This is a genomic window from Bartonella sp. OD88NMGDW, from assembly GCF_042193775.1.
Taxonomy (GTDB): Bacteria; Pseudomonadota; Alphaproteobacteria; order Rhizobiales; family Rhizobiaceae; genus Bartonella; species Bartonella grahamii.
This window is the reverse complement of sequence record NZ_JBHIMA010000001.1, coordinates 1-25160: the sequence shown is the minus strand read 5'-3', so window position 1 is coordinate 25160 and position 25160 is coordinate 1. Positions and strand designations below refer to the sequence as shown.

The following is a 25160-nucleotide window of genomic DNA, read 5'->3' as shown; positions in this document are numbered from 1 at the left end:
AAGTAAATTAATCCAATTTTTTAAAGTCTATGAGGTCGGTTTGTGTCGTTACAGTCATTGTTGTTTCTGGTTTCAATGGGGATGTATGAGTAATGATTAAAGTAACTTGGGCTTTTATATCTTCTTCACGCGCTGCTACAAAAATAAGGATTCCTGTGTACTTATCTTCTAAGGGAGCTATAGAAATATTAACATCAATTTCTTGTCCCGTTCGAAAATCCTTTGCTTTCTCACAGTATCCGGATGATATTGTGTGTAACGTTGGTCTGGCATCAGGATTAACATATGATGCTTGCATTTGCCACAATCTTGTTTCCGGTTTGTATCTAATGCCATATCCAAGAATAAAGCGAGAACCATCTTTTAGCTTTATATTTAAAACGTGGATGACAGTTTGTGCATTGTTTTTTATTTTTAAACAAAGAAGCGTCCACTTGCCTTTTGTTGGAAAATGTGGGCCAGTTGTATATATGGAAGGTGGCGTTCCTAAATCCTCTACTCTTTTGTTATCTAACAAAAATTTAATATGTTCTTCTGACCATTTGGCAATATCTTTTGTCGATATCGCTTGCTCTTTAAGGGCTATCGTCTGTTCTTGGCTTTCTGCAAATTGCTTGCTTACCCATTCTCTATCTTCTTCTCGTTTTTTTGCAGCTTTTTCTAAATCATCTTTCCGGATTTTGGCTGCTTCTTTACGGTCTTTATTTCTTAAAATAAGCGCTACTGAAAGCGACACAGCAAATGACACAAAACCTGTAAGAAATATCTTTATCCATTCTTGCATCTTTCCCCTCCCCACTTTTTTAGAATCATTGGGAGGTTACTTTTTCACAAACATTTTTGCAAGACAGGCAATCACAACGCGCTCTGTCATAACGCACGCATAAACACACAGCAACCTTAAGGGGGGATTATGATCACTAACGCACAAACCATTTTATGTCTTGATCTAGGGACCAAGACAGGCTGGGCGATATGCGGTGCGGATGGTCACATCATTAGTGGTGTCATGAATTTCCACCCCCGATATTTTGAAGTCGGTGGAATGCATTATTTACGCTTTAAGAGATGTCTATCAGAAATAAAACAGACAGTAGACAGCATTAACGCGGTGTATTTTGAAGAAGTGAGGCGTCATAATAGTACTGATGCAGTGCATATTTACGGTGACTTGTTATCAACCTTAACGACGTGGTGTGAACATCATCAGATACCGTATGAAGGCATTCCTGTTGGCACAATTAAGAAAGCAACAACAGGAAAAGGAAACGCATCAAAAGTAAAAATGATTAAGGCGGTGTATGCAAAAGGACATACGCCTAAAGACGACAACGAAGCAGATGCTTTAGCAATTTTATATTTAATGAAAGAAGGGGGTATATATGTCCAGTAAATTACCGTGGACGAGGCTGTTTGCAGATAGGTGGATTCTTGATCTTGCTTGTTTATCTCCCATTGAATGCAATGTTTATATAAAATTGCGTTTGCAAATGCTTTATACTGGAGAGCCGCTTTTAAATAACACAAAGGTCTGGGCTAATTACACTGGTTGTTCAGTAAAAATGTTTATGAAAGCGTTAGAAGTTTTAATAAGCACGGGTCATATCGAACGTTTAGACGATGGGTGTTTATGGAGTTTAAAAGTTGAAGAAGAACTCAATAACTCTAATGAAAGCTTAGATAAGGTATCGAAGACATCTCGGTCAAAGAAGTTATCAGAGAGAGCAAAGAAAGCAGCGCAGGCAAGATGGGATAAACATACAAATGATGCTTGTGATGATGCTAAAGCCATTGAAAATACTGATAAAAACAATGCTAAAGCCATGCTTAACGATGCTAAAGTTATTAAGCATGATGCTAACAGTATGCTTAAGGATGCTAAGCATGATGCTTACGACATGCTTAATGATGCCTATATATATAACATAAACAATAACACTAACATTAACAGTTATAATAAAAAAACTAAAACTATCGTTTTAGCAAAAAAAGAAATTGGTTCTGAAGATTTAGAAACAATCGATTTGGTTGACGAGCCAACAGAGGTTGCTGCTGTTGAGACCACATCAGAGCAAATCACAACATCATCAGACAACCAACCTCCAATTCACGAGCAAGAGAACGTTCCCAAAAAAGCAAAACGAGCGCAAGCTAATCGCGGTTGTCGATTGCCTGCGGATTTTGAACCCGATTACGATTTTGCCATTGCAGAGGGCTTGCCTCCAGAGCGCGTCAAAGTCGAAATTGCAAAGTTTCGAGATTATTGGCGTTCAAAAGCCGGAGCAAATGCAACCAAAATCGATTGGCAAGCAACATGGCGTAACTGGGTACGCAGGGCTATCGAGGGTTTAGAAAAAACGAAAAACACGAACAACAATGGTGGAAACAATGGAAATTACACTCAAAAGCAAAAAAGCATTGGGGAGCGTATCGCAGACAGTCTCCTTGATATCGGAAATCGAGGGTACTTTGAAGCACATTCATGCGATGATACCCCCGAGAGGTCCATTTATTTTGAAGGAAGGCAGCCAATTAACGAAACAGCAGGAATCGATTGCTTTAGAGGCTGGTGATCAATTGCAAGAGCTCTTTGCAGTGAAAGCAGGTAAAGAGGATATAGCAAAAGCTATTCGCATGCTGTCGTGTGGTTTGAAAATAGCACAACAATCAGACCATGAGGGAATGGCGTTGACCTATGGAATGGTTTTGGAAAATGTCTCTGCATGGTCACTGATGACAGTGGTCAAACGGATTTTATGTGATGAAATAAATTGTTTATCCGATACGTTTTTTCCGAGCACGCGTGAATTTGTGAGGTTGTGTCGTGATTTGGAAAACGATCTTTTGAGAAAAGCCAATTTTGTACGCAATGCTGTTTTGAGATTCCGTGAAAAGGAGTTGAAAGAACAAGCAGAGAAAGAGCATTCAAGCCCCCTTACGGTTATTCACAAGCAAAAACTTGAAGAGACTCTAAATGGCATTGGTGGGATAATGAAACGCTTTAGTCCACAGCAAAATAGTGAAAAGTGCTGATCATTTTACGATTAGATATGCATTTAAATCGACAAAAAGGTACCTTAAAAAGCGATTTAAAGATTTTACGATGAAAAACATATCCGTAATATAAAACGCTCTGTACGGTCAAATTTTAGGTAAATAGACCAATTGGTAAAATTAGGATTAAAGCATGTTCATTTTTAAACATTTATTCTTAAAAAACCGTAAACAACCAATGCAAAAAGAGTTTGTTGCAACAGCTGTTGGTTATGTTCCTTGGGGGGACGGAGCAGAGGAGTATTTTTACAACCTCTACGAATATGAAGACGGCACAAGAGAATGTGAAAAGTTTGATGGCGGACAGTATTACAAAACACCTAAGAATGCCGATTTTAGTACCAAAGCGCAAGTAAAAGCATGGGTTTACGGTGGGAATATTCCGAAAAGCATTCTCAATTACGAACCTCTTATAGATGAGATCAATAAAGAGATCAAAAAATTATCGGAAGCTTCTGAAAAAACAATGATTAGATGCTAACTCATATCAGGAACAACTTGACAAATTTTTAAAAGCTATTAGGTTACGAGGCAGGCTTAAAACACCTGTAACCAATCGGTTCAACAGTATCCCGAAAGATCTGTTGCCCTTCATTTTATTATTCCAGGGTCTTCACATGTATGTCCAAGGGTAACCTAAAGATGTGAAGGACTGAATTGGTTCGGTTGTTTTAGCCCTGGATACTTAAACTTTTAAAACAAAGGAACCAATATTATGAACACACTCATTAAAATATCAGAAAAAATTATTGAACAAGAAATTGTGCAAACGGTCAATGCGCGTGAGTTACACGCATTCATGGAAATAGGAAAACGTTTCGCTACTTGGATTACAGATCGTATTAATCAATATACATTTGAAGAAGGTAAAGATTTCATAAAAACACAAGATTTGCGGTTCCCAAAATTGGGAAGCGCAAAATCTAGAGCTGTTACAGCAATAGAATATCATCTCACTCTAGACATGGCGAAAGAGCTCTCAATGGTTGAACGCAATGAGAAAGGACGTCAAGCACGCCGTTACTTTATTGAGTGTGAAAAGAAACTGAGAAACCAATCTGTTGATTATGATCGTGATACGCGCTTTGATTTGCCAAGCTATTGGGAAGGTATGAACGCTGGTGAAAAAGTTTTATATCTTTTAGGTCCAATTCATGTGCGTCTTCTTGATGCCTTCAGAGTAGATGAAGAAAACAGAAAATATAAAGCTCTCATTAAAGAAGCAAAACAGGTTCTAGCAAGGTCTGCCGTAAAAGCAGCTTAGATTTAAAAACATAACTCCCCATTTTAAAAGTGGGGAGGAAGTTAAGCCGCATTTTTGATTGTGATAACAACTTGCTTGCCAAGAACACTCAGTGCTTGCTCTAATGTTTGAAGCTTAGTTGGATAATTTGGATCAAGAATGCGTCTTGCTTCTGTTTCTTTTTTACCCAAACGATTAGCCAATTCTGTTTTTGTGATATTCGCTTCATTAAAGGCTTCTACCACTGCAAGTTTAAGAGCATTCCACGCATCTACCGTGACCTCTACAAGGTCTTTATATTGCTGTGGTACTGGTAAAGGTAAACCGCGCATAGGATAGCTCCGTAATGCTAACCCTAAAGCTTCAACAGCATTCTCTAATGCCTCAGTTCTATTTTCTCCAGCTGTTATTGCTTCTGGTACATCTGGAAAGGTTACAATAAAACCACCATCTGGATCAGATTCCAGTTTTGCTTGATAAGTGTACTCCATGTTTAGGTCTCCTCGCCATGATCAAAATGCTTTTGAAACGAAAAATTAAAGCCGTTGAGAGAGTAACTCATACCCCCAACTGCTTTTTTATTATTTTCACGTAAAGTGGGGTCAATTCACCAGATTTTATAACGGTTGTCTTATCTCCAAAAGTTACCAAATAATGTGACCCTTTACCTGCATCAGGAGCTTCACTGTAATGAATGCCTCTTTTTCTGGCTTCTTTACGTAACTCTCTAGCAGTGCTTCTCGTTTCATTTAGCCTCCCCTTTCTGCATAAAATGAATATCGCACAAAAAGGTTCGATAGTCAACAATAAATCGAACAAAAAAGTTTGATACAGACTCTTAATGAAAGAATATTTATTGAAAAGTTAAAAGTAGAAATAAGAAAGCCGTGCCATTTGTGTGACATGTTTTTTTTGATGAATAATTTGTCAAATAATATTATAATGTAATACATTAAAAAACTGTTATTAATAAACTGAAATAATTGAATAAATACGCAAATTATGCTAAGATTTTTTATGTATAAATTGATAATCTAATGGGGCTACAAATATGCTAAATAAAGTGACGTTAATCGGGCGCCTTGGTGCTAATCCCGAAAGCAAAACAATGAATTCTGGAACAGAAATAGTCAATTTTAGTATAGCGACTTCTGAGAGCTATACAGATAAAAAAACCAATCAAAAAGTAGAGAAAACAGAATGGCATTCCGTGGTGATTTTTAATCCGCATTTAGCAAAAATTGCACTTCAATATCTAAACAAAGGTTCAAAGGTTTACATAGAAGGAAAATTACAGACACGCAAATGGCAAGATAAAAATGGGCATGACCGTTACACAACAGAGATTGTCTTACCACAATTCAAAGGCGAGTTGTATTTGCTTGATGCAAAGAAAGATCAATCAGCATCCCCTACCCCTTCACCTATTACTTCTCAAAATTATGCTATCGCTTCAGGTGCTCAAGATTATAGAACAGCTCTTAACGATAGCGTCCCATTCTGATTGAAAAAATATGGCTAAAAGAAAAAAACATGCAAAACGTGGTCGTCCTCGAATTAAAGGATGTATCAGAGAACCAAATGGACGCATCTCACGAGCAAAAACACCGCATGAACCCATGGATAAATTGGCAATTGAAATGCGTGCCAAACGCTTCTGTTTGACCATAGAAGAGGCTAAAAATCCGCTTTCCGGCACCTATATCGGGCGGCTTTATTTGCAAGGCGAAATAAATCAAGACCAATATGATGCTGCGCAAAAATATCTTGAAGTGAAAAACAATTACCTATGTGCAAAAGCATTGCCTAATGCAATTTATGATGAAATGCCTACAACTTCTGATAACGGAGCAAGAGAGAAATGGGTACAGAAGGCAACAGAACATCTTTTAGCTGTAAAAGATGTTGTTCAAGAAGCCCAATGTTTACACCGTCAATATAACCTTCATGCCGCATTACAGTATCTTGTTATAGAAGATCAATCACTACCACACCTTGTGCTTTCATTGCGCATTGCTCTTAATGCGCTTTATAAACATTTTACGCAAAACCGGTAGTTTTCAAGCGGCGTCTTGGATATTAATGGCAACCTCTTTTCCAAGAGCAATGAGAGTGGATTCCAAGGCATCTAATTTGGTTGCGTGGTTTAAATCCAACAATCGGTCAATTTGTGTTGGATGAAGTTTTAAAAGACGTACGAGATCAGCTTTGCGTAAGTTTTTTTCAATCATAGCGTTATGTATTGCAATTTTTAAAGTCACCAATGAAGATACTTCAACAAAAGGATAGGCAATATCACGATGTCCAAAGGGAATAGGTTCACGATCTTGAAAACGCCCCATAATGACTGTTAAAAGTGCATTTTTAGCCTGTTCCAAAGCCTCTTTTTCATCGTTACCATAGGTAATAAATTCCTGAAAGTCTTTAGAGACGACTAGAAGAGTATCATTGTCATCTTTGATAAATTTGATTGCATATTTCATTTACACCTCCATATTCAGGCTTATTTTAGGTCAAGATCTTTAAGAATCTTCTGGACTAATCCTGTTCCTAATTCTTTTCGCGTACCATGCATAGGTAAAACGGACTTTTTAGAACCGCGCTTTACAAGCAAATGTCCACCTTTCCCTGAAGTAAAACTGCAACCATGCTTTATAAGATATCTTTTCAATTCTTGACTATTCATTATAATAATATAACATCTAAAATGTTTCAATACAACATAAATGTTGCATTAAAGGAAAATAAAGGACATCTTTTAAAACACTATATTTAGGTAAAAAAATAAAAAAATACAATATATTGATTTTTTTGTTGACATGATGTGAAAAATCATATTTAATGACGCTACTGCACTAGTCTTATTGTGTCTAAAATTCAAAAATATCCCCTAAAAATTCAGTAAAATGTGAACTTGAAACGTGGCTAGAAAGTCCTGTTTTCTCGGTAATTCTAGCTAATCAATTTTTCACAGAATAAAAATCAATATTTGACTAATGATGTCATTAATTATGACTCAAAAGGAGCAATGATGAAAGCTGTCATCACTAAGCCAATGTGTGTTGTTGGAGACAATAAAAGCACTGTTCGCTTTGAACCATCAACACCCAATAATCCATTTGTTGAAGTTTCTAATCAAGTCTACGCACGTCTCAAGCGCGCTAATGCTGCAAAACTTTTTGTTGAAGTCAAGACAACAGCAAAACCTGACAAGGCGGTTGAACAAATTAAACAGATAGAACCAGAAGCCGTACAAACATCGTCTGAGCCAGTGACAGAGGAAATTCCACTCGAAAAACCAAAAGCACCTAAAACTTCCAAGTCATCAACACCTACCCCCAAAAAGGCTTAGAAGTTGAAATTAATTATCCACCAAAAATGGTATCTTCAACAGGTAAAAGATACCTTCACAAACCTTCAAGCACCACGCCTTAATTGGGCTCTGCGTAATGCTCTAAACACTGCAGCAAAACAAGTTGAACGCTTTACTGAAAAGCAAGTTGCAGACATCTCATCAGCCCAAATAAAGCGTATAAGAAGAGGTGTTTATATTAAAGAAAAGGCGACAGCAAGGTTTCTTGAGACAGATATCATTGGTTCTGGAACACCAATACCTCTTAAATTTTTTAAAGCAAAAGAAACAAAACGCGGCGTAACTTACACACTGTTTGGAAAGAAAGAAATCTTACCCCATGCTTTTATCAAAGGTGGGAGTTTTCCAAAGCGCGTTGAATTAAAAAAGCTGAATGGGAATGTGTTTCAAAGAGCCGATGGAGATCAATTCCCCATTGCAAAACAAAAAGGACCCTCCATTGCTGGGGTGATGTCCAAGCCAGAAATTGCAAGTGCTATTGTAAAAAAAGCCAATGAAAGACTAATTAAAAACATACAGTACCAACTTGCTCGTCAAGAATATGCCGCCAAGATGAAAGCTAAATAATGTTCTTAAGCTATGTCAACACACTACTCACTTTAATTGTAATTTTTAAAGCAGATTATCACTTGCGCTTTGGTTTTTCCCAGAAAAAAATCAATAAAATCAATGCAAAAGGTACTTCCCAGCGGGTTGGGTCTGTTGCGGGGCAGGCTAGCGCGAACTATCGCTAGCGACAGAATTTTCAAATTGACTGTACATTGTACACTTAACTCATTGATAAATAATTATTTAAATATGTACACTGTACAGTATGTGAAAAGTTTTCTTAGCAAAAAGTAATTTTTATTACTTGACAATTCTACAGTAATAGGTATCTTCGAATCAGGTGCCTAGAAAACACCTTACAATACCAAGCGGATTAGTTGCCGAAATAACTAGTCTTCTAAACATTAAAGATTTTGACTCATTATATGTGGTGGCATATAAAGGTCTTGTCGGGTGTAGTTATGCTATACAATACCCTTTATGGGAAAGGCGTAACGACGGACTTGGTACCGTGTTTTCTAGCACCCGGCACTCTTTTAAGAGTGTCAATAGAAAACCTCTATTACCAAGGAGTTCATCATGAACACACTTATAGAAACTAATCAAAGCACTACTAATAGTGCTAATACTCAAACTATGTCTAGCATTGAAATTGCGGGGGTATGTAGTAAGAAGCATAAGAATGTTATGCGCGACATTAAACAAATATTTAGCGAGCTCAAATTTGAGCCGGCTAAGTTTTTAAGCAGTTACATTGATGAACAAGGAAAAACACGCCCTTGCTATCATCTCCCTAAACGTGAATGTTTAATCCTCGTTTCGGGTTACAGCACAGCATTACGAGCAAAAATTATAGATCGTTGGCAGGCACTGGAAACACAAGTAGTCACACCACAGATTGATTACTCGAGTCCTCAAGCAATGATAGGCTTTTTAAATCATCTACAAAGCCAAATAGAGCAGAAAGATCATGTTATCGCTGAATTAGCACCAAAAGCAAAAGCTTTGGAAGGTTTAAAGCGTTCTGATGGTTTGTTTGGCTTAATTGAAGCAGCAAAAATGTTAGAGGTGCGACCAAAGGATTTAACGGATTACTTGCGTAAACATGATTGGGTGTATCGACGGGCTCCAGGGGCGCCTCTGTTACCTTATCAGGACAAGATCAAGAAAGGATTCATGGATTGCCCTGCTATTACCATTCAAAGACCGGATGGTACAGAAAAGGTGCTGCCTTCAACAAAAATCACATCTAGAGGATTAGCTTGTTTGAGAGAACAAATCCATGGAGGTGTACAATGAACACCAGTATCGACTTCTTATGCGATTTATGGATAGCTTTATATCAGTTTTCTAATGATGAAAATATTAATGAAAAAGAGTGTACAGCTCTGATTGACATCATGGGGGTGGTAGAAAAAGCTTTGATTTTCAAACTTCAAGATGAGGTGCCAAATATACTTAAAATCTTAACAGTTCTAACAGATTTTGGCGATTCAGAGTTTCCTACAGTTATGTTACCTTTATTGAAAGCTTACGAACCAAATTTGGAGCCTCCCATTAAAAAGGTTGCTTAAGTAAAACACATCTCCCCTCCCCGTTCTCAAAATGGGGAGGTGGTTTAAAGATCAAGTTTTGAATGGGAGCCCAGACGCACTAAAATCAATCGATCTTGACCAATCAAGCGATAAATCAATACTAAGTCAGGTCGAATATGGCAATCTCGATAATTGCTCCAATTCCCAGTCAATGCATGGTCATGATATCGAGGTTCTAAAGGCTGGTCATTTGCTAATGCTGCAATGATTTGGCGCAAATCAGTATCTAAAAGATGCCGATACCGTCCTTTCATTTCACGCTTGAAATCACGTTTGAAGATAGTGGTACGTTCAATCGTCCGCATAGAGATCGTCAAATAATTCATCTACGGAATGAAACTTTTTTAAGTTACCTTCCTCTAGTTCTGCAAAAGCCGCTATAGTTTCCGCATTAGGTTGAAACAAGAAGGACGGAATAGCTTTATCTTGTGCAATACGCGTCATCAATACTCTCACAACATCACTTACTGATAAACCTGAAGCTTGAATAACTTGATTAGCGATATTTTGAATTTCTTCTGGTACACGCGCCTGAACCATACGACTAGCAGCCATGATGAGCTCTCCTCTTGTAACTGTATTTCAATGTAATACAATTGAAGTTTAATTTCAACTATAAAGCACATTTTTTAGAGTGGCGAGATCGTTTGGCTTAACAACCACTTGCTTTTTTTAAGACTTCACCCATACGTGTTCGCCAATCTTTTCCTTGTTTTTTAAAAGAGGCAATAACATTTGGGTCGAGACGGAGAGTAACCGCTTGTTTGGGAGATTCAACGGGTGGACGCCCGCGTTTACGGCGTTCTTCTGTTACATACTTAAAAAAGGAGGCTGGTAAAACGTCTTTAGCTGGCTTTAAGCGTGCAAGTTCTTCATCTGTTAGTGGTGGGGAATCCACAGCGTCCCAATCTTCTTTTGTATAGCCACATCCTGTTTCAAAGGTTTTTTTGATAGTCATTGAAAACCTCTCTTTCTTTTTTATTCGCTTGACGAAAACTGATAATGGATATCGCTTCATTGCCAAGCTTTGCAAAAACAATAACTGTTGTGTCATCAGCAAAATGTCCAATAGCCTTCATGCGGTTTGAATGGGTTGCATCAATAAAAGCATGTTCCCAGTCAAAGTAAATAACATCGGCAAAATCAAGCTTATGTTTATCAATGTTTAAAGCTCTTTTTGGTTCATCCCACACTATCTTCATATATTTTATGTACACGAAAAATAAAACCTTGTCAATAATTAAAGTGTACAATAATTCGTATATACCATTCAAAATGGAGCAACTATGAATAAGAAAACGCGTAAGGGTCTATCGGTTCGTGCGTTTGCGAAGAAGATGGGTGTTTCACATAATGCGGTGGTTTCACGGATAAAGACAGGTAAATTTGATGCGGCTCTTTTTGAAGATGGTTCTGTCAATGAAGCGCTTGCAACAGCTATCTGGAATGAGAATCCAACAAAGCGCCCTATCCCATTTTTAGCGCCTGATGGAAAGGTGCGGACAAAGATTAAACAAGCCTCCACAGATGGAGCCAACGAATACAAGATAAAACTGGAGCGAATGCAAGTTGCGCTAGCAAAAGAAAAGATTGCTCTGGAAAAGTTACGCGAAACAACTGTTGATCGTGAAGAAGTGAGAAAAGAAGCATGGAACTTTGGAAGAGCGCATCGAGATACAATGCTCAATTTTGCCTATCGCTTTGGTACTGAAATTGCGGCGCAAGTGGGATGTGATGCTGCGAGCCTTATTGGAGCTATCGATCATCATATGCGCAAAGCTTTAATGGAAAATATCGTCCCTGTTTCTTTTCACGATCCCAACATTTTAGAAGAGAATCCAGAACATGATAAGTGATGCTTCGCCCTCGTCCTCTGGTGCTGGGCTCTTTTTTTGCTATGCGAATGAAGGACGCCGTCCTGACCCGCCTTATACTGTTTCCCAGTGGGCTGATAAAAATCGTTATTTGAGCACAGTTACGAGTGCTGAGCCTGGATTATGGAGGACTATACGTACCCCCTATTTACGAGAGATCATGGATAATCTTTCTGTTTATGATCCGACTGAAACAACAGTTGTGATGAAGGGGGCTCAGATTGGAATGTCGGAAGCAGCATTGAACTTTTGTGGTTATGCCATTCATCATAGTCCAGGACCTGCCCTTTATGTGATGCCGACAGTTGAGACCGCTAAGAAACTGTCAAAGTCTCGTCTTGATCCGATGATTTCAGCTAGCCCTGCTTTAAGTGAACGCATTGCTCCTGCTCGTGCACGAGACAGTGGAAATACAATGTTTTCAAAGGAATTTTATGGGGGAACATTGATGATTACCGGAGCAAATAGTGCTGCTGGATTGCGTTCTTCTCCTATTCGCTATTTGGTTTTGGATGAAGTCGATGCTTACCCATTGAATGTCGATAATGAAGGCGATCCTGTAACAATTGCTGAAAAACGAACCTCTGCTTTTATTCAACGTAAAATTTTTAAATTGTCCACGCCGACACACCGTGACACAAGCCGTATCGCCAAGGATTTTGTGCTAGGAGACCAGCGATATTACAACGTGCCTTGTGATGCATGTGGTGTTCTACAGCCCATTGTTTGGTCACAAATCAAGTGGCCAAAAGGCGCCCCCGAAAAAGCTGTGTTTGTTTGTGCCCATTGTGGTCATGAACATGCCGAACATCGTAAGTCCACCTTAATGGCAGAAGAAAACGGTGCTTGCTGGATCGCAACACAGGAGTCAAGTAAGCCTCGTCTACGTTCTTACCATATTTCAGCGCTTTATTCGCCATGGCTGACTTGGGGCGATTGTGCGCGCGAATTTTTAAGAGCCAAAGAAGACCCTGCTCTTTTGCAAGTTTTTATTAATACAGTTCTTGGAGAGCCATGGGAAGACAGAACAGGCGAAGTTGTTGATCCTGATAGCCTCTATGCAAAACGCGAAGATTATCCATTGGCACCAGAACAAGCCGTGTTGTTAACAGCGGGTATTGATGTGCAAAATGACCGCTTGGAACTTGAAGTGGTTGGATGGGGACGCAGTGAAGAAAGCTGGCATATTGATTATCACGTCATTCCTGGTGATCCCTCTTCTTTTGAAGTATGGGACCAATTGGATGAATATCTTACAAGACGCTGGCCGCATCTAGGTTACAAAGACGGCATCAAGATAACGGCTGCTTGTATTGATACCGGTGGTGGACATACACAGGCAGTTTATAATTATGTTCGCCCGCGTGAGGGGCGACGTATCTGGGGGATTAAGGGACAAGCGGGATGGCGTGCGGTATGGCCACGCCGCCCAAGTAGAAACAACAAAGGACAGATCAATCTCTATATTGTTGGTGTTGACGCAGCAAAAGATATTATCACGGCACGGTTTAAAAAATCCGGTCCTGAAGCATCGGGTGCTGGTGCAACACACTTTCACAAAAGCCTTGATCGGGAATATTTTGACCAGCTAACCGCTGAAAGAAAAGTCATCAAATATTTTAAAGGCTTCAAGCGCATTGAATGGCAAAAAAGCGAAAAGGCAAGAAATGAAGCCTTGGACTGTAGGGTCTATGCTTATGCTGCTTTACAAGGTCTGATTTCGGCAGGAATAAACCTTAATCGAGAAGTCGATATCTTAGAAGAGCGTCTGGAAAAACTTAAAATTGAGGGCTCTTTAGAGCAGCCAACACCAAGACATGCCCCCTCTCCTGCTCCAAAAAGATCTCAGACAGCACAACCTCAAAAGAAGCCATTCAGAACAATGATGAATCCTTATATGCGAGGGGATTGGAGGTAATTTGTGGGTGAAACTTTAGAACCAATTAACAGCAAAACTGACAGACTGGAAAGTTTAAAAAGGCGGCGTGAGCAAATTGAAGAGGCTCTTTATTCGGGTGCACAATCGGTGCGCCATGGCGATAAGCAAGTAAGCAACCGTTCTGTTGAGGAACTGCGCAGAGCGCTTGAGATGCTGAACACACAAATAGCCAACCTTGAAGGACGCAAGCGTTCACGCGTTTTCTATTTTAATATATCACGAGGCTATTAATGGCTGGTTTTTTCAATAAACTCACGGGCTTTTTTACAATTTCTCGTCAACACAATCCCCATTTTGAAGCGGCAAGCAAAAGCCGCCGTATGGGTGGTTTTGACCCCGCAAAAAAACATATCAATAAAGCCATTGAGGAATGCGGTGATACCATTGTTGCCCGTTCAAGATGGCTTTATGACAATGAAGCTCTTTATGGGTCTGCAACAGAAGAATGGGTCTCCGCGGCTGTTAGTGATGGGATTAAACCTTATCCTCGTATTGAAGGCTTTCAAGAAGAAAAGAAAAAGCTTTTAGACTTATGGTGGCAATGGGTTGATGAAGCGGACTATGATGAAGATGCCAATTTTTATGGGCTGCAAGCAACCATTGCACGAGAGGTCTTTTTAACCGGAGAATGCTTTGTAAGATTACATTATGTTGACCTCTACGGGCGCTCTGGTGTGCCTCTTCAGTTGCAAGTTTATCCCACTGAAATGCTGGATCTCACTTATAATGGACCGGCTGAGATTGAAGGCAATTACATTCGTATGGGAATTGAATTTAATGCCAGTGGCAAGCGTGTTGCTTATCATTTCTGGGAACATCACCCCTATGATGATGTCCCTGCAAATATGGCATTTGAGAGCCAAGAGCGCGTGCGTGTCCCCGCTGAAATGGTCCTGCACATCAAAGAGCGCCGTATTGCCGGACAATTGCGCGGTTCTCCCAAAATAACGCGCTGTATGACAAAGATCTTTCAACTGGAATCCTATGACGACGCAGAACTCGATAGAAAAAGGACGGCGGCTCTTTTTGCGGCTTTTGTCAAGGACAATTCACCAAACGTCGAAAAATTATCCGATAATCGTGATAAAAACAACGTTGAAGAAGAATACAAAGCACCTGTCATTGCGCCCGGTGCATCTCTTTATTTAGGAGAGAATAAAGAGGTTACATTCTCAAATCCTGTTGAGGTTGGTGGCTCTTATGAGGCTTTTCAATTTCGCAATATCTTGAAAATTTGTGCAGCACTTAATATGCCTTATGCCGTTGTGACTGGAGACGTTACGCGCGGCAATTTTTCAAATGTGCGTACCTCTATCATTCAGTTTAGACGGCACGTCAAACAATGGCGTGAACATATCATTGCCTTTCAGTTTAATCGCATTATATGGGAGCGTTTTGTTGAAATGGCAGTGCTTGTCAAATGCGTCAATTTGCCAGGGTGGGAAGAAAATCCCTTGCCATGGCTTCAATGTGAAAGCTTTGCGCCCCCGCTTGAAATGATTGATCCAAACAAGGATATCTCAGCGGAAAAAGAAGAAATCCGTGCAGGCTTGAAAACACGACGCATGGCACTTGCCGAGCGCGGCTTTGATATCGACAGCATTCATGCCGAACTGCAAGAAGAGCACACAGATGCTCGTGCGCGCGGCTTATCTTTTGACACGGATATGGCGGCGCCCTCTGGTAACAATCAAGTAATTGATACCGCAGATTCAGAACCTTCTGAGACTTATGAAAGCAACCAAGGCAGTGAGGCACATACAAATGGTGAATAATCTCGACATGCCGTTTTTGGCATCACGGCTTTTTGGTGTTCCTCATATGCTTGCATCGACAAAGCTTGATATCATTTTGAATGCTCTTGCGCCGCGTCTTTTTGAGGGAGAAAAGTTTCCCCCTGGGGCATTTGGACAAGGGGATACGGAAGCTTTAAGACCACCAGAAACTTACGTGGTGCAAAACAATGTTGCTATCCTACCAGTTCATGGCACGCTTGTGCGCCGTGGTGCATGGCTTGGGGCTTTATCGGGATTAACCTCTTATGAAGGTTTAAGGGCTTCTTTTCGTGAAGCCATTGCACAACCTGATGTTCGCGCTGTCTTACTTGATATTGACAGCGGCGGTGGAGAAGCCGGTGGTGTCTTTGATTTGGTTGAAGAGTTTCAAACACTCTCAAAACAATACAATAAACCCATTTGGGCACATGCCAATGAGTTTGCCTGTTCTGCAGCTTATGCCATTGCCTGCTCTGCTTCTCAAATATGGGTAGCTCGCACGGGTGTTGTGGGCTCGATTGGGGTTGTTTGTGCTCATCTTGACCAGTCCCGTGCAGATGAAAAACACGGGCATAAATGGACCTTTGTCTTTGAAGGTGATCACAAAGTTCATGGCAATCCTCACGAACCCTTGAGCGATACAGCACAGATAAAAATGCAAGCCGATTGCGCCCTGCTCTACGAGATGTTTGTTGATTTGGTGGCGCAAAACAGACGCTTAAATGCTGATGCAATTCGTGACACAAAAGCAGAAACTTTTATAGGCAACCAAGCGATCACGCTTGGATTAGCAGATGCGCAGGGGACCCTTGCGCAAGCTTTGGAAGCCTTAACGGATTCCATATCACAAAACCCAACATCAACAGAAAAAGAAGGACAAAACACATGGCACGCACACAATACCGCGCTGAAGAAGAGGATGACGAAAAGATCGTCGACATCATCAATGACGAGGAAGAGGACGAAGACGATAGTGACGTCGACAAAAACGCCGAAGACTTCGACGATGAAGAAGAAAACGAAGATGAGGATGAAGACAATGAAAACAAGCGCGAAGATATGAAAGCCGTGCTTGAAAAAGAAAGAAAGCGCGCAAAAGCACTAACAACCCTTGAAAGGCAAGCAAAGCACTTAGGCGTTTCTTTTGACGCAGCAAAAGCTATTCAAAACGGTATGAGTCTCGAGAAAGCACGCCAATGTGTGTTGACAGCAGCTAGCTCTCAAAGCGCGTCTTTAAAAGTCTCGCCTTATACCCCTCATAGTGATGGGACGAGCAAGGCAAAGATTCACGCAAAATGGGAAGCAGCTTGGAGGGCAGTGAAATGACGAATATTATTTATGACGACGTACGCAATGGCGCTTATCTTGGACCCTACGACCCCGATATGTCAAACGAAGAAGTGGTGTTTGCATCAGGAGCATTCATTGAAGCAGGAACTGTCATGGGGAAGATAACCGCAACGGAACACTATGTCCCCCTTAATCCAGCAGCATCAGATGGCAGTCAAACACCGGCAGGGATTTCTTTTGCCACTATTGACGCAACAGGCGCCGATCAACGCGCCGTGATTACAGTACGCTTATGCACTGTAAAAGCTTCTGAACTGCTATGGCCAGATGCCATCACGGATGAGCAAAAGAAAGCAGCCATTCAGTCTTTAGAAGACAAAAACAACATTCTATTGCGATAGGAGAATGCGCACATGGATATGAACTTTTTTAAACATGATGCTTTCTCAAGCATCACAATGATGAAAGCCATCGAAAACTATGAGTTTCAACCGGGGCTTATTAGTTCTCTTGATCTTTTTGAGGAAGTGGAAACAAGCACCACAGTGGTTGGTATTGAACGGCGTGATAATACATTTTCGCTTATTCAAACCAGTGAACGCGGGGCACCTTTGGCAGAAGGTGATAGAGAGGGTCGTAATCTTCGATTTTTCAAAACAACACGGATTGCCAAAAGTGATACGGTGAAATCAGAAGAAATCCAAAACCGGCGTGAATTTGGCGCAGAAGATCAGTTAGAGACAGCAATGAAATATATTGCCAAAAAACAAAAGAAACTGATTTCTGAAATTGAATTGACATGGGAGAATATGCAACTCGGCGCCGTTCAAGGCGTTGTTCTTGATGCTGATGGCTCCGTGATTGTCGATTGGTACAAAGAATGGGAAATCACACCACCAAAGCCCATTGACTTTAAACTGAATACAGAAACAACCAATGTTGCTGACCATGTTGACCAAGTCATTATGAGGATGATTGAGGCTTCAAAAGGAGCATTTTCTGATCGTTCACGGATTATTGGGCTTTGTGGAAATGAATTCTTTTCCAAATTGAAAAACCATAAAACAATTCGTGAAACTTATCTCAACACAGCCTTAGCACAGACACTCAATAGCGCCGGAGGTATTGCAACACCAAGCGCTCTTGGCTCGGGCAGCTTTGGCAGTTTTGACTTTGCAGGTGTCACTTTCATTAATTACCGGAGTATTCACAACTATAATATAAGTGCGAAGGCTGGAACAAAGCGCGCCATAGGCATTAAGCCTGATGAATGTCAATTCTTTCCTGTTGATGCGCCTGGTGTCTTCCAAAAAACCTTTGCACCAGGTGAAAGCTTGGATTTTGCCAACACCGTTGGAAAGCCTCTCTACACCATGTTGATCATTGATCACGACCGTAATGCATGGGTAAAACCGGAGGTCTACAGCTATCCGCTTTACATTTGCACACGCCCTGAAATGCTGTTTAAAGCCGTGATTGGAGCGAAATAACATGCGATGGCACGGGCTGCTAAACCAAATGGTTAAAGATGTGCGCAACACTTTTGGGCAGCCCATCATCTACACGCGAAAGGACAATCAGCAATCTTTTCGGATTACAGCGATTTACGGCATTAAGCATTCAGAATCGGACGCCGGTGGCAGAATCCCCACCACAATTCCAAGAAAGGAACTTGATCTTTGTATCAATGACATCGGGGGTTTACCACCAAAACCTCAAGATAGTATTGTGGTCCTCTCTCCTGAAAACAGCAAAGCGCCCTCTTCTCAAGAGCACTTCACTGTCACAGATGTCCAAGCCTCAGAATCTAGTATGTATAAGCTTATTCTGCGTAATGAATCTTCATCTAAAAAGCAATTTTGATTATATTTCTGAGATGCAGAAGGGGAATAAATTATCCCCCTTCTGTGTTTCACCTACTTATTGGAATACGCCAAGCCTTTCGCCCATAGTGTTTTGCGTAAAGTTTTTGACCTGTATAAGGACATCTACGCCATGTACGAAAAACGTACGTTTTTTTGTCTTTATTTCTCATAAAGACTCCTTTTTCGGTGGATGAACCTAGACAGGAAACATTTACAATGATACAATTCCGCATGTCGTTGCAGGTTGCATTTTTCTGTTTCCTGTCTGGTTTTACGTCAGCTAACCGAAACCTGACGTAAACTCTTTATGGGTTTGAGCTGCAACTCAAACCCATTATTGTTGTGATTTAAAATAATTTGTCATGTAATTTATCCTAATCTCTGCTGCTTGTAATGAAACTCCATAGAAATTAGCTACCTCTCTTGGAGTCTTAAATCTTGACATTCCTGAACGTGGCATTAAAAGCTCAGCAGCAAATTGGTTAGCTTGTTTTTCTGCACTGCGATAGACAGGTATTTCATGAGAATTGACTACGCGTTGAAAAGGTAAATTTGTATGTAAAAAAAGATGACCAAGTTCATGAGCAACTGTAAATCTTGCGCGACCATTATCATCGTACGCATCTTTATAAATATCCTCTCTTAAAACAATGAATTTGCCTTGCGGGTCTGTTAAACCACCCACATTTCCAAGTTCTTCCTCATCTGCGATATGTAAACAATATCCTGGTCTCATAGTAGGCAAAATGTATTCAGCAAAATCCATAACTGGGAAAGCTTGGTAATCTAACAATTTCAGTTCTTTTCGAAGTAAATCAGTAAAAAAACCAATTTTCTCCCAACTATAAGGAGGAACTTCGTAATCAATACTTTTCTTCACCTTCTACTTACCTTTTTTTTCTTTTATCTGTTTCATTAATTTTTTCATTTTTTCTACATCTTCTGGAGAAATGTTATCTATAACTCTAGCAAACATACCAACAAGTTCACCTGTGGATGAATTAGAAGACTTTATTGTAAAACTTTTGCGGCAAGCATCAGCCTCTTTTCTTAAGAGAGAAGCCATATCTTGATCTAAATCGTATAATTCTATGATCTTTTCTTCCATACCAACAGGTACAGATTTTTTGCCAATCTCAACAGAAGATAAAAATGCTACAGATATATCTAATTTTTTAGCCATATCTAAAAGGCGTTCTGCATGATCAATACGGAGTTTCCGTAAGGTTTTACCAAAGGATGTAAGCATCAAATAGAACTCCAAAGGACGGATAATTAATCTTAATAAGTTGAATATATTTTATCTTAAGGTATAAATCAACTCTTTTTTTACAATAATTACAAATTGCCAATAGCAAAAATTTAAAAATTATCGAAAGTGGCTTGACATTATAGTAGGAGTATGAATAATCGAATCAGGTGCCTCAAAAACACCTTAAACCATAAGCGGATTGGTTACCGAAATAATCAGTCTTCTATACATTAAAGACTTTGACTCATTATATGCTACATGCGTATAATAATATTGTCGGGTGTGGTTACGCTATACAATACCCTTGCGGGGAAAGTGTAACGACGGACTTATGGCCGTGTTTTTGAGCACCCGGCACTCTTCTTGGAGTGTCAATCAAAAACATCTAACCATAAGGAATTCATTATGAATACTCTTATAGAAATTAGAGAACAGGTTATCGATCAGGAAACTGTTCAAACTGTTAACGCTCGTGATTTGCATGCGTTTTTAGAAGTAGGTAAAGATTTCTCTACTTGGATTAAATATCGCATCAACAAATATAATTTATTAGAAAATCAGGATTATTTAGTTTTCACCAATTTTGGGGAAAACCTCCAAGGTGGTCGTCCCTCTAAAGATTATCATCTAACTTTAAGTGTAGCAAAAGAGCTTTCTATGCTTGAGAATAATAAGAAAGGTAGAGAGGCTCGTTTATACTTTATCAAATGCGAACGGCTTTTGAAACAAGTAGTGACACCACAAGTTGACTACTCCAAACCCGAAGCATTACTTGGTGTTTTGAATCACTTACAAAGTCAAATCGAGCAAAAGGATAACACCATTGCTAAATTGACTCCAAAAGCAGAAGCTTTGGAAGGTTTAAAACGCTCTGATGGTTTGTTTGGTTTGATAGAAGCAGCAAAGATGTTGGAAGTACGACCAAAGGATTTAACGGATTACTTGCGTAAACATGATTGGGTGTATCGCCGTGCTCCAGGGGCGCCTCTGTTACCTTATCAGGACAAGATCAAGAAAGGCTTTATGGATTGTCCCGCTATTACCATTCAAAGACCGGATGGTACAGAAAAGGTCCTGCCTTCAACAAAAATCACATCTAGAGGATTAGCTTGTTTGAGAGAACAAATCCATGGAGGTGTACAATGAAGGTAGATACCAACTTCTTATGTGATTTGTGGATAGCATTGTTTCAGTTTTCCAATCATCACAGCATTGGAGATGAGGATTGCACTGCCATAATTGAGATTATGGGCATGGTGGAAAAAGCTTTAGTTTTAAAGCTTCAAAATGAATTGCCCAATTGTACAAAAATATTGGCAGTTCTTACAGATTTTGGCGATTCAGAATTACCGCATAGCATGAATCCGTTATTGCAAGCTTATGCTCCTACTTTGGAAAACCCGATTGCAAAAGTCGCTTAGACCTACAACATAATTTTATCTCCTCGCCTTTGAAGACGAGGAGGTGGTTAAACCCTACATTCAAATTTATTGATTTTGGCAAATTCGTCTGCTTTTTTAGTTTGTAATATACTAACGTCATAAGCAGCTTGCATGTTAAGCCAAAATTCAGCAGTAGTATCAAAAAAATAGGCTAATCTGAGAGCAGTATCGGGAGTCACTGGACTATTTTCAGCAACAATACGTTCTATTCTCGTGCGTGGAACATTTAATGCTTTTGCAAGAGCATAAGCAGAGAGGGCATATTCTTTTAAATATTCCTCTCGTAAAATTTCTCCGGGATGAATAGCAATATAATTTTTCATCTCGACCTCCTACAGATCAATGATAATCTACGATTTCAACTTCACTTGCCATGTGACAAAGGTATTGGAAGTTGTTCTCCATTATGTTGCATGTCCTCAACAACTTCTGAAACAAGGTCCATAATACCTTTTAAAGCTTTCTCTGCTTGAGCATCTAACCATGAAAGGGATGGGAATTCTGCACACAACCCAACATATTCCTCATCTTCTTGCGACCACAAAACACGATAGGTATAATGATTATTGTTCATGTTCATCCTTTCTTATATCCTCTACAGAGGATATTGGTCAATTACGATGGCTTTTTCGTAAATCTCGTTCGATGAGATGTCGAACATAGCGTGTGTAAGGGATAGCTTGATTTTTAGCTTTTTCCTTTAAAGCCTTCATAAGTGCTTGAGGTAAGCGAATATTCATAGAGGCTTCTTTAGGTAAGAATTCAAAATGAACAGGCTTAAAACCAGTTAAGTCATAATCAGTAAGGTCTGCAGTATCAACAAAGTTTTCTGCTTCTTCATCCGTCTTAAAAACGGGCATTTGTTTTAATTTAGAGGTTTTCATAAAAATCAATCTCCTTTTGGTGCATATAACGAGCGCTAATAGGACGTACAAACAATTCGTTCTTTATTGTTCTTAAGGTAAAAACTAAAAAAATATATCGTTCATTATAGCTTCGTCCAATGGCTCTGAAACGCTCTTCTTTAATATTGGGGTCATGCTTTATGACGAGATTTCCAGGTTTAGTGAATAAATACTCAATTTCTTTTTTAGAAACTCCATGTTTGGCACATTTTGGCCAGTTACCATCATCCCAATTTATGCCATGAACTTTGATGTTTGCTACCATAACGTATGTATATCAAAATGTATCCACAAATACAATAAAAATGATTAAAATCAATCTGTTTAAACAGGAACACTCATGCATCCGAGAGAAACGATAAGAGAAACATTTGTTACGTTGATCAAAGCAGCAAAGACGGCAGCTGGTGACAATGTTTTCAATATGCGTGATTTCAACTTCTCCCCTGAGAACACGCCTGCAATTAATATCTCAACACAAAGTGAAACGATTGAAGATGGCTATGATTATGGAATAAGGCGGCGTGTTTTAACGCTAGATGTTGAATGTTATGCGACATGTGAAGATGGAGCACGTTTTGTTGACCAATTGGCATGGGAAGTTGAGGAGGTTTTCTACGCTAATCCCAATCTCAATAACACAGTTGAGACATGCCGCCTGCAAAATATTGCTTTTGCCTTTGGTGATAATGGCGCCCTAGCGCTCCATGGTGCGATTTTAACCTTTGAAGTCATTTATGTGACAAATATCCCCAACATGGATGAAGAAGAAGGCAGTGTAACAGCAAAACTCGTTGAACCTTTCTTAAGCTTTGAACCAGAAACAGGCGTGAGAAATAAAGATAAATACCATAAAATTGAAGGTGGACATGTTAGAGCGGCGCGATAAAGAAATCACAGATCTAAAGAGACGTGTGGCCAATATGGTTGTGGTGGGAAAAATTAGCCATGTCGACCATAAAAACGCACGCTATCGGATAAAAAGTGGCAATCTTGTCAGTGACTGGATTCCAGATACACAAGCCCGCGCCGGTAAAACACGCTCTTATGAAGGGCGTGATATCGGAGAGCAAGTGATTGTTGTCTCGTCATCCGGAGATTTATCACAAGGGGTGATTGTTGGTTCACTTCATACCGATGCTAATCAAGCAGCCGATAAAGGCAGCATTCACCGAACTATATATCCTGATGGAACCAGCCTTGAATATGATGATGAACAAAACACTTATGGAATTCACATCAAATCCGGCGGAAAATTTATCCTGACAATCGCTGATGGTGTGTCACTAAAAGGTGATGGTGGCAAGCTAGAGCTTACCGCACCGGAAGGCATAAAGATTGTTTCAAAAAGCGATATAAATTTAAACGCAAAAGGCGGCATCTCTTTGAAGGCTGGTGATGGCATTTCACTGAATTCGAATGATAGTCTCTCTCTTCATTCTGGGAATAATGTTTCCATTCACTCAAGTGGACTAAAGCATAACGGTACCAATGTAGGAGCAACACATGTTCATGGTGGTGTTTCCCCTGGTGGCTCGATGACAGGAGGTCCCAATTGAACAGTGGAATGGACCGTACAACAGGAAAGCCATTAACCGGAATTGATCATTTACGCCAATCAATCCTTGATATTTTGTCAACGCGGATTGGTTCGCGTGTAATGCGGCGTGACTATGGTTCACGCGTTGCTGAACTCATTGATGCACCGGTTAATAATGCTTTTGCTGTTGCCCTTTATGCTGCTGTTGCTGAGGCTTTAGACAAGTGGGAACCGCGTTTTAAATTGAAAAAAATTGATTTTAAAATGGTTGATGCTGGACAAGTTTCTTTGTCCTTTGAAGGTATTTATTTGCCATCCGGCAAGCCCATTACCATGGAAGGATTACTGATAAAATGAATGGAGTACTTGCAAAACCGGAAATCATCACAGAACTTTCTTTTGAGGAAATACGCGCTGCTGCTCTTGCCCATTTAAAAGAGCTTTTGCCGGAATATACCATTCTTGAAAGTGATCCGGCTGTAAAAGTCATTGAGGCTTTTAGCTATCGAGAGTTGCTTTTAAGACAGCGTATTAACGAAGCGGCACGCAACAACATTCTTGATTTTGCAACCGGTGAATCTCTTGATGCTTTGGGAAACTGGCATGGTCTTGCCCGCATGGAGGGTGAAAGTGACGAGAGATATCGTGAACGCATAGAGCTTCATGCCCGTGGTGGCAATGGTAGCGGGACAGAGCCCTATTACAAGCTTATAGCCTTAACAGCAGATAGTCGTGTTAAGGATGCGATTGTTTACCGTAAAGGCAAAGACCCAACCATCTATGTTGCTCTTTTTGGCAACAATGAAGAAGGAACGGCCTCTGAAGATCTCATACAAACAGTCTCAGAAGCTCTTCACAGAAAAAATATCATCATGACCAATGATACAATCATTGTTCACGCTGCTGTCAAAAAAGTTCTGGATTTAGAGGCAGATGTTTGGCTGTTACCAGAAACATCTTTGAAAATTCTTACAACAATGGAAACAAATTTAAGAGCAGCATGGAGACAAGAACAAGCCATTGGTCGTGAATTAAGTTTGTCGTGGTGGATTTCAAAATTAATGATTGCTGGTGTCCAGAAAGTGATCGCCATTACACCAACACAAGACAGTATGGTTTGTGATGAAGAAGTTTTATCGATTGGAAAAATCACCTTAAACTTCAAAGGGCGTGCGCGCTAATGGTTGGTTCCCTCCTTCCCACAAACGCAACAGAATTTGAAAAGCGCCTTGCCGATGCTTGTGATTTTCATCAAGATGTTGATGGTTCTGTTTTGGGGATTTCACGTTCTAAACTGATCACACGCCCTCCCCGTTTCTTACCGTGGCTCATTGAAGAATACGGGCTTGGAGAGCTTACGCCTTATGTTCCAAACCTCTATGATTTGATTGATCAGGGTCTTGCATGGCAAAATATTCGCGGCTCCCTTGCGGCAATAGAGATGGGGCTTGAATGGCTAGGGAT

Annotated in this window: 40 protein-coding genes and 1 pseudogene; 27 read left to right on the top strand and 14 right to left on the bottom strand. The window is 40.1% G+C overall.

The annotated features are described in order from the left end of the window. Positions 1-7: 7 nt before the first annotated feature. The gene (locus ACFIJR_RS00205) at positions 8-784 is read right to left on the bottom strand and encodes a hypothetical protein (protein WP_375627507.1); all 777 of its coding nucleotides are present in this window, start codon (positions 782-784) and stop codon (positions 8-10) included. A gap of 129 nt (positions 785-913) precedes the next feature. Here ACFIJR_RS00205 and ACFIJR_RS00200 point away from each other — a divergent pair, with 129 nt between their 5' ends. The 5 genes from ACFIJR_RS00200 (at position 914) to ACFIJR_RS00180 (ending at position 4318) form a co-directional block, all read left to right on the top strand. Next, positions 914-1393 carry a crossover junction endodeoxyribonuclease RuvC gene (locus tag ACFIJR_RS00200; protein ID WP_375653146.1) on the top strand — a complete coding sequence of 160 codons (480 nt, stop codon included), beginning with the start codon at positions 914-916 and terminating at the stop codon, positions 1391-1393. Continuing rightward, positions 1383-2573 (top strand): hypothetical protein, encoded by a 1191-nt coding sequence (locus tag ACFIJR_RS00195; RefSeq protein WP_375653144.1) that lies wholly within the window; start codon positions 1383-1385, stop codon positions 2571-2573. The genes ACFIJR_RS00200 and ACFIJR_RS00195 overlap by 11 nt, the downstream gene beginning before the upstream one ends. Then, complete coding sequence (locus tag ACFIJR_RS00190) at positions 2515-3033, top strand: hypothetical protein (protein ID WP_375653142.1); 519 nt, start codon at positions 2515-2517, stop codon at positions 3031-3033. The genes ACFIJR_RS00195 and ACFIJR_RS00190 overlap by 59 nt, the downstream gene beginning before the upstream one ends. A gap of 154 nt (positions 3034-3187) precedes the next feature. Next, on the top strand, positions 3188-3535 hold the full coding sequence (locus ACFIJR_RS00185) for a hypothetical protein (protein WP_375652042.1): 348 nt from the start codon (positions 3188-3190) through the stop codon (positions 3533-3535). Between the two features lie 234 nt (positions 3536-3769). Further along, complete coding sequence (locus ACFIJR_RS00180; protein ID WP_375627533.1) at positions 3770-4318, top strand: antA/AntB antirepressor family protein; 549 nt, start codon at positions 3770-3772, stop codon at positions 4316-4318. Positions 4319-4359: 41 nt separating this feature from the next. Here ACFIJR_RS00180 and ACFIJR_RS00175 read toward each other — a convergent pair whose 3' ends face one another. Continuing rightward, positions 4360-4788: a type II toxin-antitoxin system HicB family antitoxin gene (locus tag ACFIJR_RS00175; protein WP_375626922.1), complete on the bottom strand. Its 429-nt coding sequence runs from the start codon at positions 4786-4788 to the stop codon at positions 4360-4362. Positions 4789-5348: 560 nt separating this feature from the next. On the opposite strand from ACFIJR_RS00175, the gene ssb reads away from it, so the two are divergent. Both ssb and ACFIJR_RS00165 read left to right on the top strand, forming a co-directional pair. Next, the gene (gene ssb, locus ACFIJR_RS00170; RefSeq protein ID WP_375653139.1) at positions 5349-5801 is read left to right on the top strand and encodes a single-stranded DNA-binding protein; all 453 of its coding nucleotides are present in this window, start codon (positions 5349-5351) and stop codon (positions 5799-5801) included. A 10-nt stretch (positions 5802-5811) separates the two neighbouring features. Continuing rightward, on the top strand, positions 5812-6354 hold the full coding sequence (locus tag ACFIJR_RS00165) for a hypothetical protein (RefSeq protein WP_375653137.1): 543 nt from the start codon (positions 5812-5814) through the stop codon (positions 6352-6354). 3 nt (positions 6355-6357) lie between these two features. Here the strand turns inward: ACFIJR_RS00165 and ACFIJR_RS00160 are convergent, their stop codons facing one another. Together ACFIJR_RS00160 and ACFIJR_RS00155 are read right to left on the bottom strand one after the other, a co-directional pair. Then, the gene (locus ACFIJR_RS00160) at positions 6358-6780 is read right to left on the bottom strand and encodes a type II toxin-antitoxin system HicB family antitoxin (RefSeq protein ID WP_375649820.1); all 423 of its coding nucleotides are present in this window, start codon (positions 6778-6780) and stop codon (positions 6358-6360) included. 20 nt (positions 6781-6800) lie between these two features. Continuing rightward, positions 6801-6983 carry a type II toxin-antitoxin system HicA family toxin gene (locus ACFIJR_RS00155; protein WP_006589116.1) on the bottom strand — a complete coding sequence of 61 codons (183 nt, stop codon included), beginning with the start codon at positions 6981-6983 and terminating at the stop codon, positions 6801-6803. Between the two features lie 345 nt (positions 6984-7328). On the opposite strand from ACFIJR_RS00155, the gene ACFIJR_RS00150 reads away from it, so the two are divergent. From ACFIJR_RS00150 to ACFIJR_RS00135, 4 genes are all read left to right on the top strand, one after another. Further along, entirely contained in the window at positions 7329-7649 is a 321-nt protein-coding gene (locus ACFIJR_RS00150; protein WP_375653320.1) for a hypothetical protein, read from the top strand. Between the two features lie 3 nt (positions 7650-7652). After that, positions 7653-8237, top strand: a complete 585-nt coding sequence (locus ACFIJR_RS00145; RefSeq protein WP_375652205.1) for a hypothetical protein — start codon at positions 7653-7655, stop codon at positions 8235-8237. 561 nt (positions 8238-8798) lie between these two features. Next, entirely contained in the window at positions 8799-9518 is a 720-nt protein-coding gene (locus ACFIJR_RS00140; RefSeq protein ID WP_375652066.1) for a Rha family transcriptional regulator, read from the top strand. Continuing rightward, positions 9515-9793 carry a hypothetical protein gene (locus tag ACFIJR_RS00135; RefSeq protein ID WP_375652067.1) on the top strand — a complete coding sequence of 93 codons (279 nt, stop codon included), beginning with the start codon at positions 9515-9517 and terminating at the stop codon, positions 9791-9793. Before ACFIJR_RS00140 ends, ACFIJR_RS00135 begins: the two co-directional genes overlap by 4 nt. A 44-nt stretch (positions 9794-9837) precedes the next feature. On the opposite strand, the gene ACFIJR_RS00130 is transcribed toward ACFIJR_RS00135, so the two are convergent. The 4 genes from ACFIJR_RS00130 to ACFIJR_RS00115 form a co-directional block, all read right to left on the bottom strand. After that, positions 9838-10119: a type II toxin-antitoxin system YafQ family toxin gene (locus ACFIJR_RS00130; RefSeq protein WP_208438264.1), complete on the bottom strand. Its 282-nt coding sequence runs from the start codon at positions 10117-10119 to the stop codon at positions 9838-9840. Then, positions 10106-10369 (bottom strand): type II toxin-antitoxin system RelB/DinJ family antitoxin, encoded by a 264-nt coding sequence (locus ACFIJR_RS00125; protein ID WP_004861501.1) that lies wholly within the window; start codon positions 10367-10369, stop codon positions 10106-10108. Before ACFIJR_RS00125 ends, ACFIJR_RS00130 begins: the two co-directional genes overlap by 14 nt. Before the next feature lie 97 nt (positions 10370-10466). Then, positions 10467-10772, bottom strand: a complete 306-nt coding sequence (locus tag ACFIJR_RS00120) for a BrnA antitoxin family protein (protein WP_375618924.1) — start codon at positions 10770-10772, stop codon at positions 10467-10469. Next, positions 10750-11016, bottom strand: coding sequence for a BrnT family toxin (locus ACFIJR_RS00115; RefSeq protein ID WP_375627060.1), 267 nt, complete (start codon positions 11014-11016; stop codon positions 10750-10752). Before ACFIJR_RS00115 ends, ACFIJR_RS00120 begins: the two co-directional genes overlap by 23 nt. 84 nt (positions 11017-11100) lie before the next feature. On the opposite strand from ACFIJR_RS00115, the gene ACFIJR_RS00110 reads away from it, so the two are divergent. Genes ACFIJR_RS00110 through ACFIJR_RS00070 form a run of 9 tightly spaced genes read left to right on the top strand, consistent with a single transcriptional unit; the run spans position 11101 to position 18555 of the window. Further along, positions 11101-11670, top strand: a complete 570-nt coding sequence (locus ACFIJR_RS00110) for a hypothetical protein (RefSeq protein WP_375653132.1) — start codon at positions 11101-11103, stop codon at positions 11668-11670. Beyond that, entirely contained in the window at positions 11660-13606 is a 1947-nt protein-coding gene (locus tag ACFIJR_RS00105) for a phage terminase large subunit family protein (RefSeq protein ID WP_375653129.1), read from the top strand. Before ACFIJR_RS00110 ends, ACFIJR_RS00105 begins: the two co-directional genes overlap by 11 nt. 3 nt (positions 13607-13609) lie before the next feature. Further along, positions 13610-13858, top strand: coding sequence for a phage head-tail joining protein (locus tag ACFIJR_RS00100; protein ID WP_375653127.1), 249 nt, complete (start codon positions 13610-13612; stop codon positions 13856-13858). Then, complete coding sequence (locus tag ACFIJR_RS00095) at positions 13858-15402, top strand: phage portal protein (protein ID WP_375652071.1); 1545 nt, start codon at positions 13858-13860, stop codon at positions 15400-15402. The genes ACFIJR_RS00100 and ACFIJR_RS00095 overlap by 1 nt, the downstream gene beginning before the upstream one ends. Next, positions 15392-16465: a S49 family peptidase gene (locus ACFIJR_RS00090; RefSeq protein ID WP_375653125.1), complete on the top strand. Its 1074-nt coding sequence runs from the start codon at positions 15392-15394 to the stop codon at positions 16463-16465. The genes ACFIJR_RS00095 and ACFIJR_RS00090 overlap by 11 nt, the downstream gene beginning before the upstream one ends. Beyond that, positions 16462-16728, top strand: coding sequence for a hypothetical protein (locus ACFIJR_RS00085; protein ID WP_041581352.1), 267 nt, complete (start codon positions 16462-16464; stop codon positions 16726-16728). Before ACFIJR_RS00090 ends, ACFIJR_RS00085 begins: the two co-directional genes overlap by 4 nt. Beyond that, positions 16725-17093: a head decoration protein gene (locus ACFIJR_RS00080; protein ID WP_375627492.1), complete on the top strand. Its 369-nt coding sequence runs from the start codon at positions 16725-16727 to the stop codon at positions 17091-17093. The genes ACFIJR_RS00085 and ACFIJR_RS00080 overlap by 4 nt, the downstream gene beginning before the upstream one ends. A 12-nt stretch (positions 17094-17105) precedes the next feature. Next, positions 17106-18182 carry a major capsid protein gene (locus ACFIJR_RS00075; RefSeq protein WP_375627493.1) on the top strand — a complete coding sequence of 359 codons (1077 nt, stop codon included), beginning with the start codon at positions 17106-17108 and terminating at the stop codon, positions 18180-18182. A 1-nt stretch (position 18183) separates the two neighbouring features. Beyond that, positions 18184-18555, top strand: coding sequence for a hypothetical protein (locus ACFIJR_RS00070; protein ID WP_375652159.1), 372 nt, complete (start codon positions 18184-18186; stop codon positions 18553-18555). Between the two features lie 336 nt (positions 18556-18891). On the opposite strand, the gene ACFIJR_RS00065 is transcribed toward ACFIJR_RS00070, so the two are convergent. Both ACFIJR_RS00065 and ACFIJR_RS00060 read right to left on the bottom strand, forming a co-directional pair. Continuing rightward, a complete protein-coding gene (locus ACFIJR_RS00065; protein ID WP_375627494.1) occupies positions 18892-19437 on the bottom strand; it encodes an ImmA/IrrE family metallo-endopeptidase in 546 nt (181 codons plus the stop codon). Between the two features lie 3 nt (positions 19438-19440). Continuing rightward, a complete protein-coding gene (locus ACFIJR_RS00060) occupies positions 19441-19806 on the bottom strand; it encodes a helix-turn-helix domain-containing protein (RefSeq protein ID WP_375652158.1) in 366 nt (121 codons plus the stop codon). A gap of 408 nt (positions 19807-20214) precedes the next feature. Between ACFIJR_RS00060 and ACFIJR_RS00055 the strand changes: the two genes are divergently transcribed. Both ACFIJR_RS00055 and ACFIJR_RS00050 read left to right on the top strand, forming a co-directional pair. Then, complete coding sequence (locus ACFIJR_RS00055; protein ID WP_375653123.1) at positions 20215-20955, top strand: antA/AntB antirepressor family protein; 741 nt, start codon at positions 20215-20217, stop codon at positions 20953-20955. After that, positions 20952-21230 carry a hypothetical protein gene (locus ACFIJR_RS00050; RefSeq protein ID WP_375652124.1) on the top strand — a complete coding sequence of 93 codons (279 nt, stop codon included), beginning with the start codon at positions 20952-20954 and terminating at the stop codon, positions 21228-21230. Before ACFIJR_RS00055 ends, ACFIJR_RS00050 begins: the two co-directional genes overlap by 4 nt. A 47-nt stretch (positions 21231-21277) precedes the next feature. On the opposite strand, the gene ACFIJR_RS00045 is transcribed toward ACFIJR_RS00050, so the two are convergent. The 4 genes and pseudogenes from ACFIJR_RS00045 to ACFIJR_RS00030 form a co-directional block, all read right to left on the bottom strand. Next, the gene (locus tag ACFIJR_RS00045) at positions 21278-21574 is read right to left on the bottom strand and encodes a HigA family addiction module antitoxin (protein ID WP_375652125.1); all 297 of its coding nucleotides are present in this window, start codon (positions 21572-21574) and stop codon (positions 21278-21280) included. A 44-nt stretch (positions 21575-21618) separates the two neighbouring features. Beyond that, a pseudogene (locus ACFIJR_RS00040) lies at positions 21619-21825 on the bottom strand (toxin-antitoxin system HicB family antitoxin); the annotation flags it as partial. Between the two features lie 37 nt (positions 21826-21862). Continuing rightward, positions 21863-22135 (bottom strand): CopG family antitoxin, encoded by a 273-nt coding sequence (locus tag ACFIJR_RS00035; protein ID WP_012754724.1) that lies wholly within the window; start codon positions 22133-22135, stop codon positions 21863-21865. Further along, positions 22122-22421: a BrnT family toxin gene (locus ACFIJR_RS00030; protein WP_375627496.1), complete on the bottom strand. Its 300-nt coding sequence runs from the start codon at positions 22419-22421 to the stop codon at positions 22122-22124. Before ACFIJR_RS00030 ends, ACFIJR_RS00035 begins: the two co-directional genes overlap by 14 nt. A 75-nt stretch (positions 22422-22496) precedes the next feature. Here ACFIJR_RS00030 and ACFIJR_RS00025 point away from each other — a divergent pair, with 75 nt between their 5' ends. The 5 genes from ACFIJR_RS00025 to ACFIJR_RS00005 form a co-directional block, all read left to right on the top strand. After that, entirely contained in the window at positions 22497-23045 is a 549-nt protein-coding gene (locus ACFIJR_RS00025; protein ID WP_375653119.1) for a hypothetical protein, read from the top strand. After that, positions 23026-23715, top strand: coding sequence for a phage baseplate assembly protein V (locus ACFIJR_RS00020; RefSeq protein ID WP_375653117.1), 690 nt, complete (start codon positions 23026-23028; stop codon positions 23713-23715). The genes ACFIJR_RS00025 and ACFIJR_RS00020 overlap by 20 nt, the downstream gene beginning before the upstream one ends. After that, a complete protein-coding gene (locus tag ACFIJR_RS00015; RefSeq protein ID WP_004856773.1) occupies positions 23712-24053 on the top strand; it encodes a GPW/gp25 family protein in 342 nt (113 codons plus the stop codon). The genes ACFIJR_RS00020 and ACFIJR_RS00015 overlap by 4 nt, the downstream gene beginning before the upstream one ends. After that, the gene (locus ACFIJR_RS00010) at positions 24050-24877 is read left to right on the top strand and encodes a baseplate J/gp47 family protein (protein ID WP_375626976.1); all 828 of its coding nucleotides are present in this window, start codon (positions 24050-24052) and stop codon (positions 24875-24877) included. The genes ACFIJR_RS00015 and ACFIJR_RS00010 overlap by 4 nt, the downstream gene beginning before the upstream one ends. Continuing rightward, positions 24877-25160, top strand: a 284-nt coding sequence (locus ACFIJR_RS00005) for a phage tail protein (protein WP_375653114.1), incomplete at its 3' end; no start/stop codon positions are given. The genes ACFIJR_RS00010 and ACFIJR_RS00005, both read left to right, overlap by 1 nt.

What these genes read in the sequence shown, in the direction of transcription:
- ssb (WP_375653139.1), top strand. Translation starts at nt 5,349, where the DNA reads ATGCTAAATAAAGTGACGTTAATCGGGCGCCTTGGTGCTAATCCCGAA.
- ACFIJR_RS00165 (WP_375653137.1), top strand. Translation starts at nt 5,812, where the DNA reads ATGGCTAAAAGAAAAAAACATGCAAAACGTGGTCGTCCTCGAATTAAA.
- ACFIJR_RS00110 (WP_375653132.1), top strand. Translation starts at nt 11,101, where the DNA reads ATGAATAAGAAAACGCGTAAGGGTCTATCGGTTCGTGCGTTTGCGAAG.
- ACFIJR_RS00205 (WP_375627507.1), bottom strand. Translation starts at nt 784, where the DNA reads ATGCAAGAATGGATAAAGATATTTCTTACAGGTTTTGTGTCATTTGCT.
- ACFIJR_RS00025 (WP_375653119.1), top strand. Translation starts at nt 22,497, where the DNA reads ATGCATCCGAGAGAAACGATAAGAGAAACATTTGTTACGTTGATCAAA.
- ACFIJR_RS00120 (WP_375618924.1), bottom strand. Translation starts at nt 10,772, where the DNA reads ATGACTATCAAAAAAACCTTTGAAACAGGATGTGGCTATACAAAAGAA.
- ACFIJR_RS00200 (WP_375653146.1), top strand. Translation starts at nt 914, where the DNA reads ATGATCACTAACGCACAAACCATTTTATGTCTTGATCTAGGGACCAAG.
- ACFIJR_RS00030 (WP_375627496.1), bottom strand. Translation starts at nt 22,421, where the DNA reads ATGGTAGCAAACATCAAAGTTCATGGCATAAATTGGGATGATGGTAAC.
- ACFIJR_RS00060 (WP_375652158.1), bottom strand. Translation starts at nt 19,806, where the DNA reads ATGCTTACATCCTTTGGTAAAACCTTACGGAAACTCCGTATTGATCAT.
- ACFIJR_RS00125 (WP_004861501.1), bottom strand. Translation starts at nt 10,369, where the DNA reads ATGGCTGCTAGTCGTATGGTTCAGGCGCGTGTACCAGAAGAAATTCAA.
- ACFIJR_RS00135 (WP_375652067.1), top strand. Translation starts at nt 9,515, where the DNA reads ATGAACACCAGTATCGACTTCTTATGCGATTTATGGATAGCTTTATAT.
- ACFIJR_RS00080 (WP_375627492.1), top strand. Translation starts at nt 16,725, where the DNA reads ATGACGAATATTATTTATGACGACGTACGCAATGGCGCTTATCTTGGA.
- ACFIJR_RS00140 (WP_375652066.1), top strand. Translation starts at nt 8,799, where the DNA reads ATGAACACACTTATAGAAACTAATCAAAGCACTACTAATAGTGCTAAT.
- ACFIJR_RS00105 (WP_375653129.1), top strand. Translation starts at nt 11,660, where the DNA reads ATGATAAGTGATGCTTCGCCCTCGTCCTCTGGTGCTGGGCTCTTTTTT.
- ACFIJR_RS00050 (WP_375652124.1), top strand. Translation starts at nt 20,952, where the DNA reads ATGAAGGTAGATACCAACTTCTTATGTGATTTGTGGATAGCATTGTTT.
- ACFIJR_RS00155 (WP_006589116.1), bottom strand. Translation starts at nt 6,983, where the DNA reads ATGAATAGTCAAGAATTGAAAAGATATCTTATAAAGCATGGTTGCAGT.
- ACFIJR_RS00130 (WP_208438264.1), bottom strand. Translation starts at nt 10,119, where the DNA reads ATGCGGACGATTGAACGTACCACTATCTTCAAACGTGATTTCAAGCGT.
- ACFIJR_RS00095 (WP_375652071.1), top strand. Translation starts at nt 13,858, where the DNA reads ATGGCTGGTTTTTTCAATAAACTCACGGGCTTTTTTACAATTTCTCGT.
- ACFIJR_RS00175 (WP_375626922.1), bottom strand. Translation starts at nt 4,788, where the DNA reads ATGGAGTACACTTATCAAGCAAAACTGGAATCTGATCCAGATGGTGGT.
- ACFIJR_RS00020 (WP_375653117.1), top strand. Translation starts at nt 23,026, where the DNA reads ATGTTAGAGCGGCGCGATAAAGAAATCACAGATCTAAAGAGACGTGTG.
- ACFIJR_RS00045 (WP_375652125.1), bottom strand. Translation starts at nt 21,574, where the DNA reads ATGAAAAATTATATTGCTATTCATCCCGGAGAAATTTTACGAGAGGAA.
- ACFIJR_RS00195 (WP_375653144.1), top strand. Translation starts at nt 1,383, where the DNA reads ATGTCCAGTAAATTACCGTGGACGAGGCTGTTTGCAGATAGGTGGATT.
- ACFIJR_RS00075 (WP_375627493.1), top strand. Translation starts at nt 17,106, where the DNA reads ATGGATATGAACTTTTTTAAACATGATGCTTTCTCAAGCATCACAATG.
- ACFIJR_RS00185 (WP_375652042.1), top strand. Translation starts at nt 3,188, where the DNA reads ATGTTCATTTTTAAACATTTATTCTTAAAAAACCGTAAACAACCAATG.
- ACFIJR_RS00090 (WP_375653125.1), top strand. Translation starts at nt 15,392, where the DNA reads ATGGTGAATAATCTCGACATGCCGTTTTTGGCATCACGGCTTTTTGGT.
- ACFIJR_RS00115 (WP_375627060.1), bottom strand. Translation starts at nt 11,016, where the DNA reads ATGAAGATAGTGTGGGATGAACCAAAAAGAGCTTTAAACATTGATAAA.
- ACFIJR_RS00180 (WP_375627533.1), top strand. Translation starts at nt 3,770, where the DNA reads ATGAACACACTCATTAAAATATCAGAAAAAATTATTGAACAAGAAATT.
- ACFIJR_RS00010 (WP_375626976.1), top strand. Translation starts at nt 24,050, where the DNA reads ATGAATGGAGTACTTGCAAAACCGGAAATCATCACAGAACTTTCTTTT.
- ACFIJR_RS00055 (WP_375653123.1), top strand. Translation starts at nt 20,215, where the DNA reads ATGAATACTCTTATAGAAATTAGAGAACAGGTTATCGATCAGGAAACT.
- ACFIJR_RS00085 (WP_041581352.1), top strand. Translation starts at nt 16,462, where the DNA reads ATGAAAGCCGTGCTTGAAAAAGAAAGAAAGCGCGCAAAAGCACTAACA.
- ACFIJR_RS00150 (WP_375653320.1), top strand. Translation starts at nt 7,329, where the DNA reads ATGAAAGCTGTCATCACTAAGCCAATGTGTGTTGTTGGAGACAATAAA.
- ACFIJR_RS00035 (WP_012754724.1), bottom strand. Translation starts at nt 22,135, where the DNA reads ATGAAAACCTCTAAATTAAAACAAATGCCCGTTTTTAAGACGGATGAA.
- ACFIJR_RS00160 (WP_375649820.1), bottom strand. Translation starts at nt 6,780, where the DNA reads ATGAAATATGCAATCAAATTTATCAAAGATGACAATGATACTCTTCTA.
- ACFIJR_RS00070 (WP_375652159.1), top strand. Translation starts at nt 18,184, where the DNA reads ATGCGATGGCACGGGCTGCTAAACCAAATGGTTAAAGATGTGCGCAAC.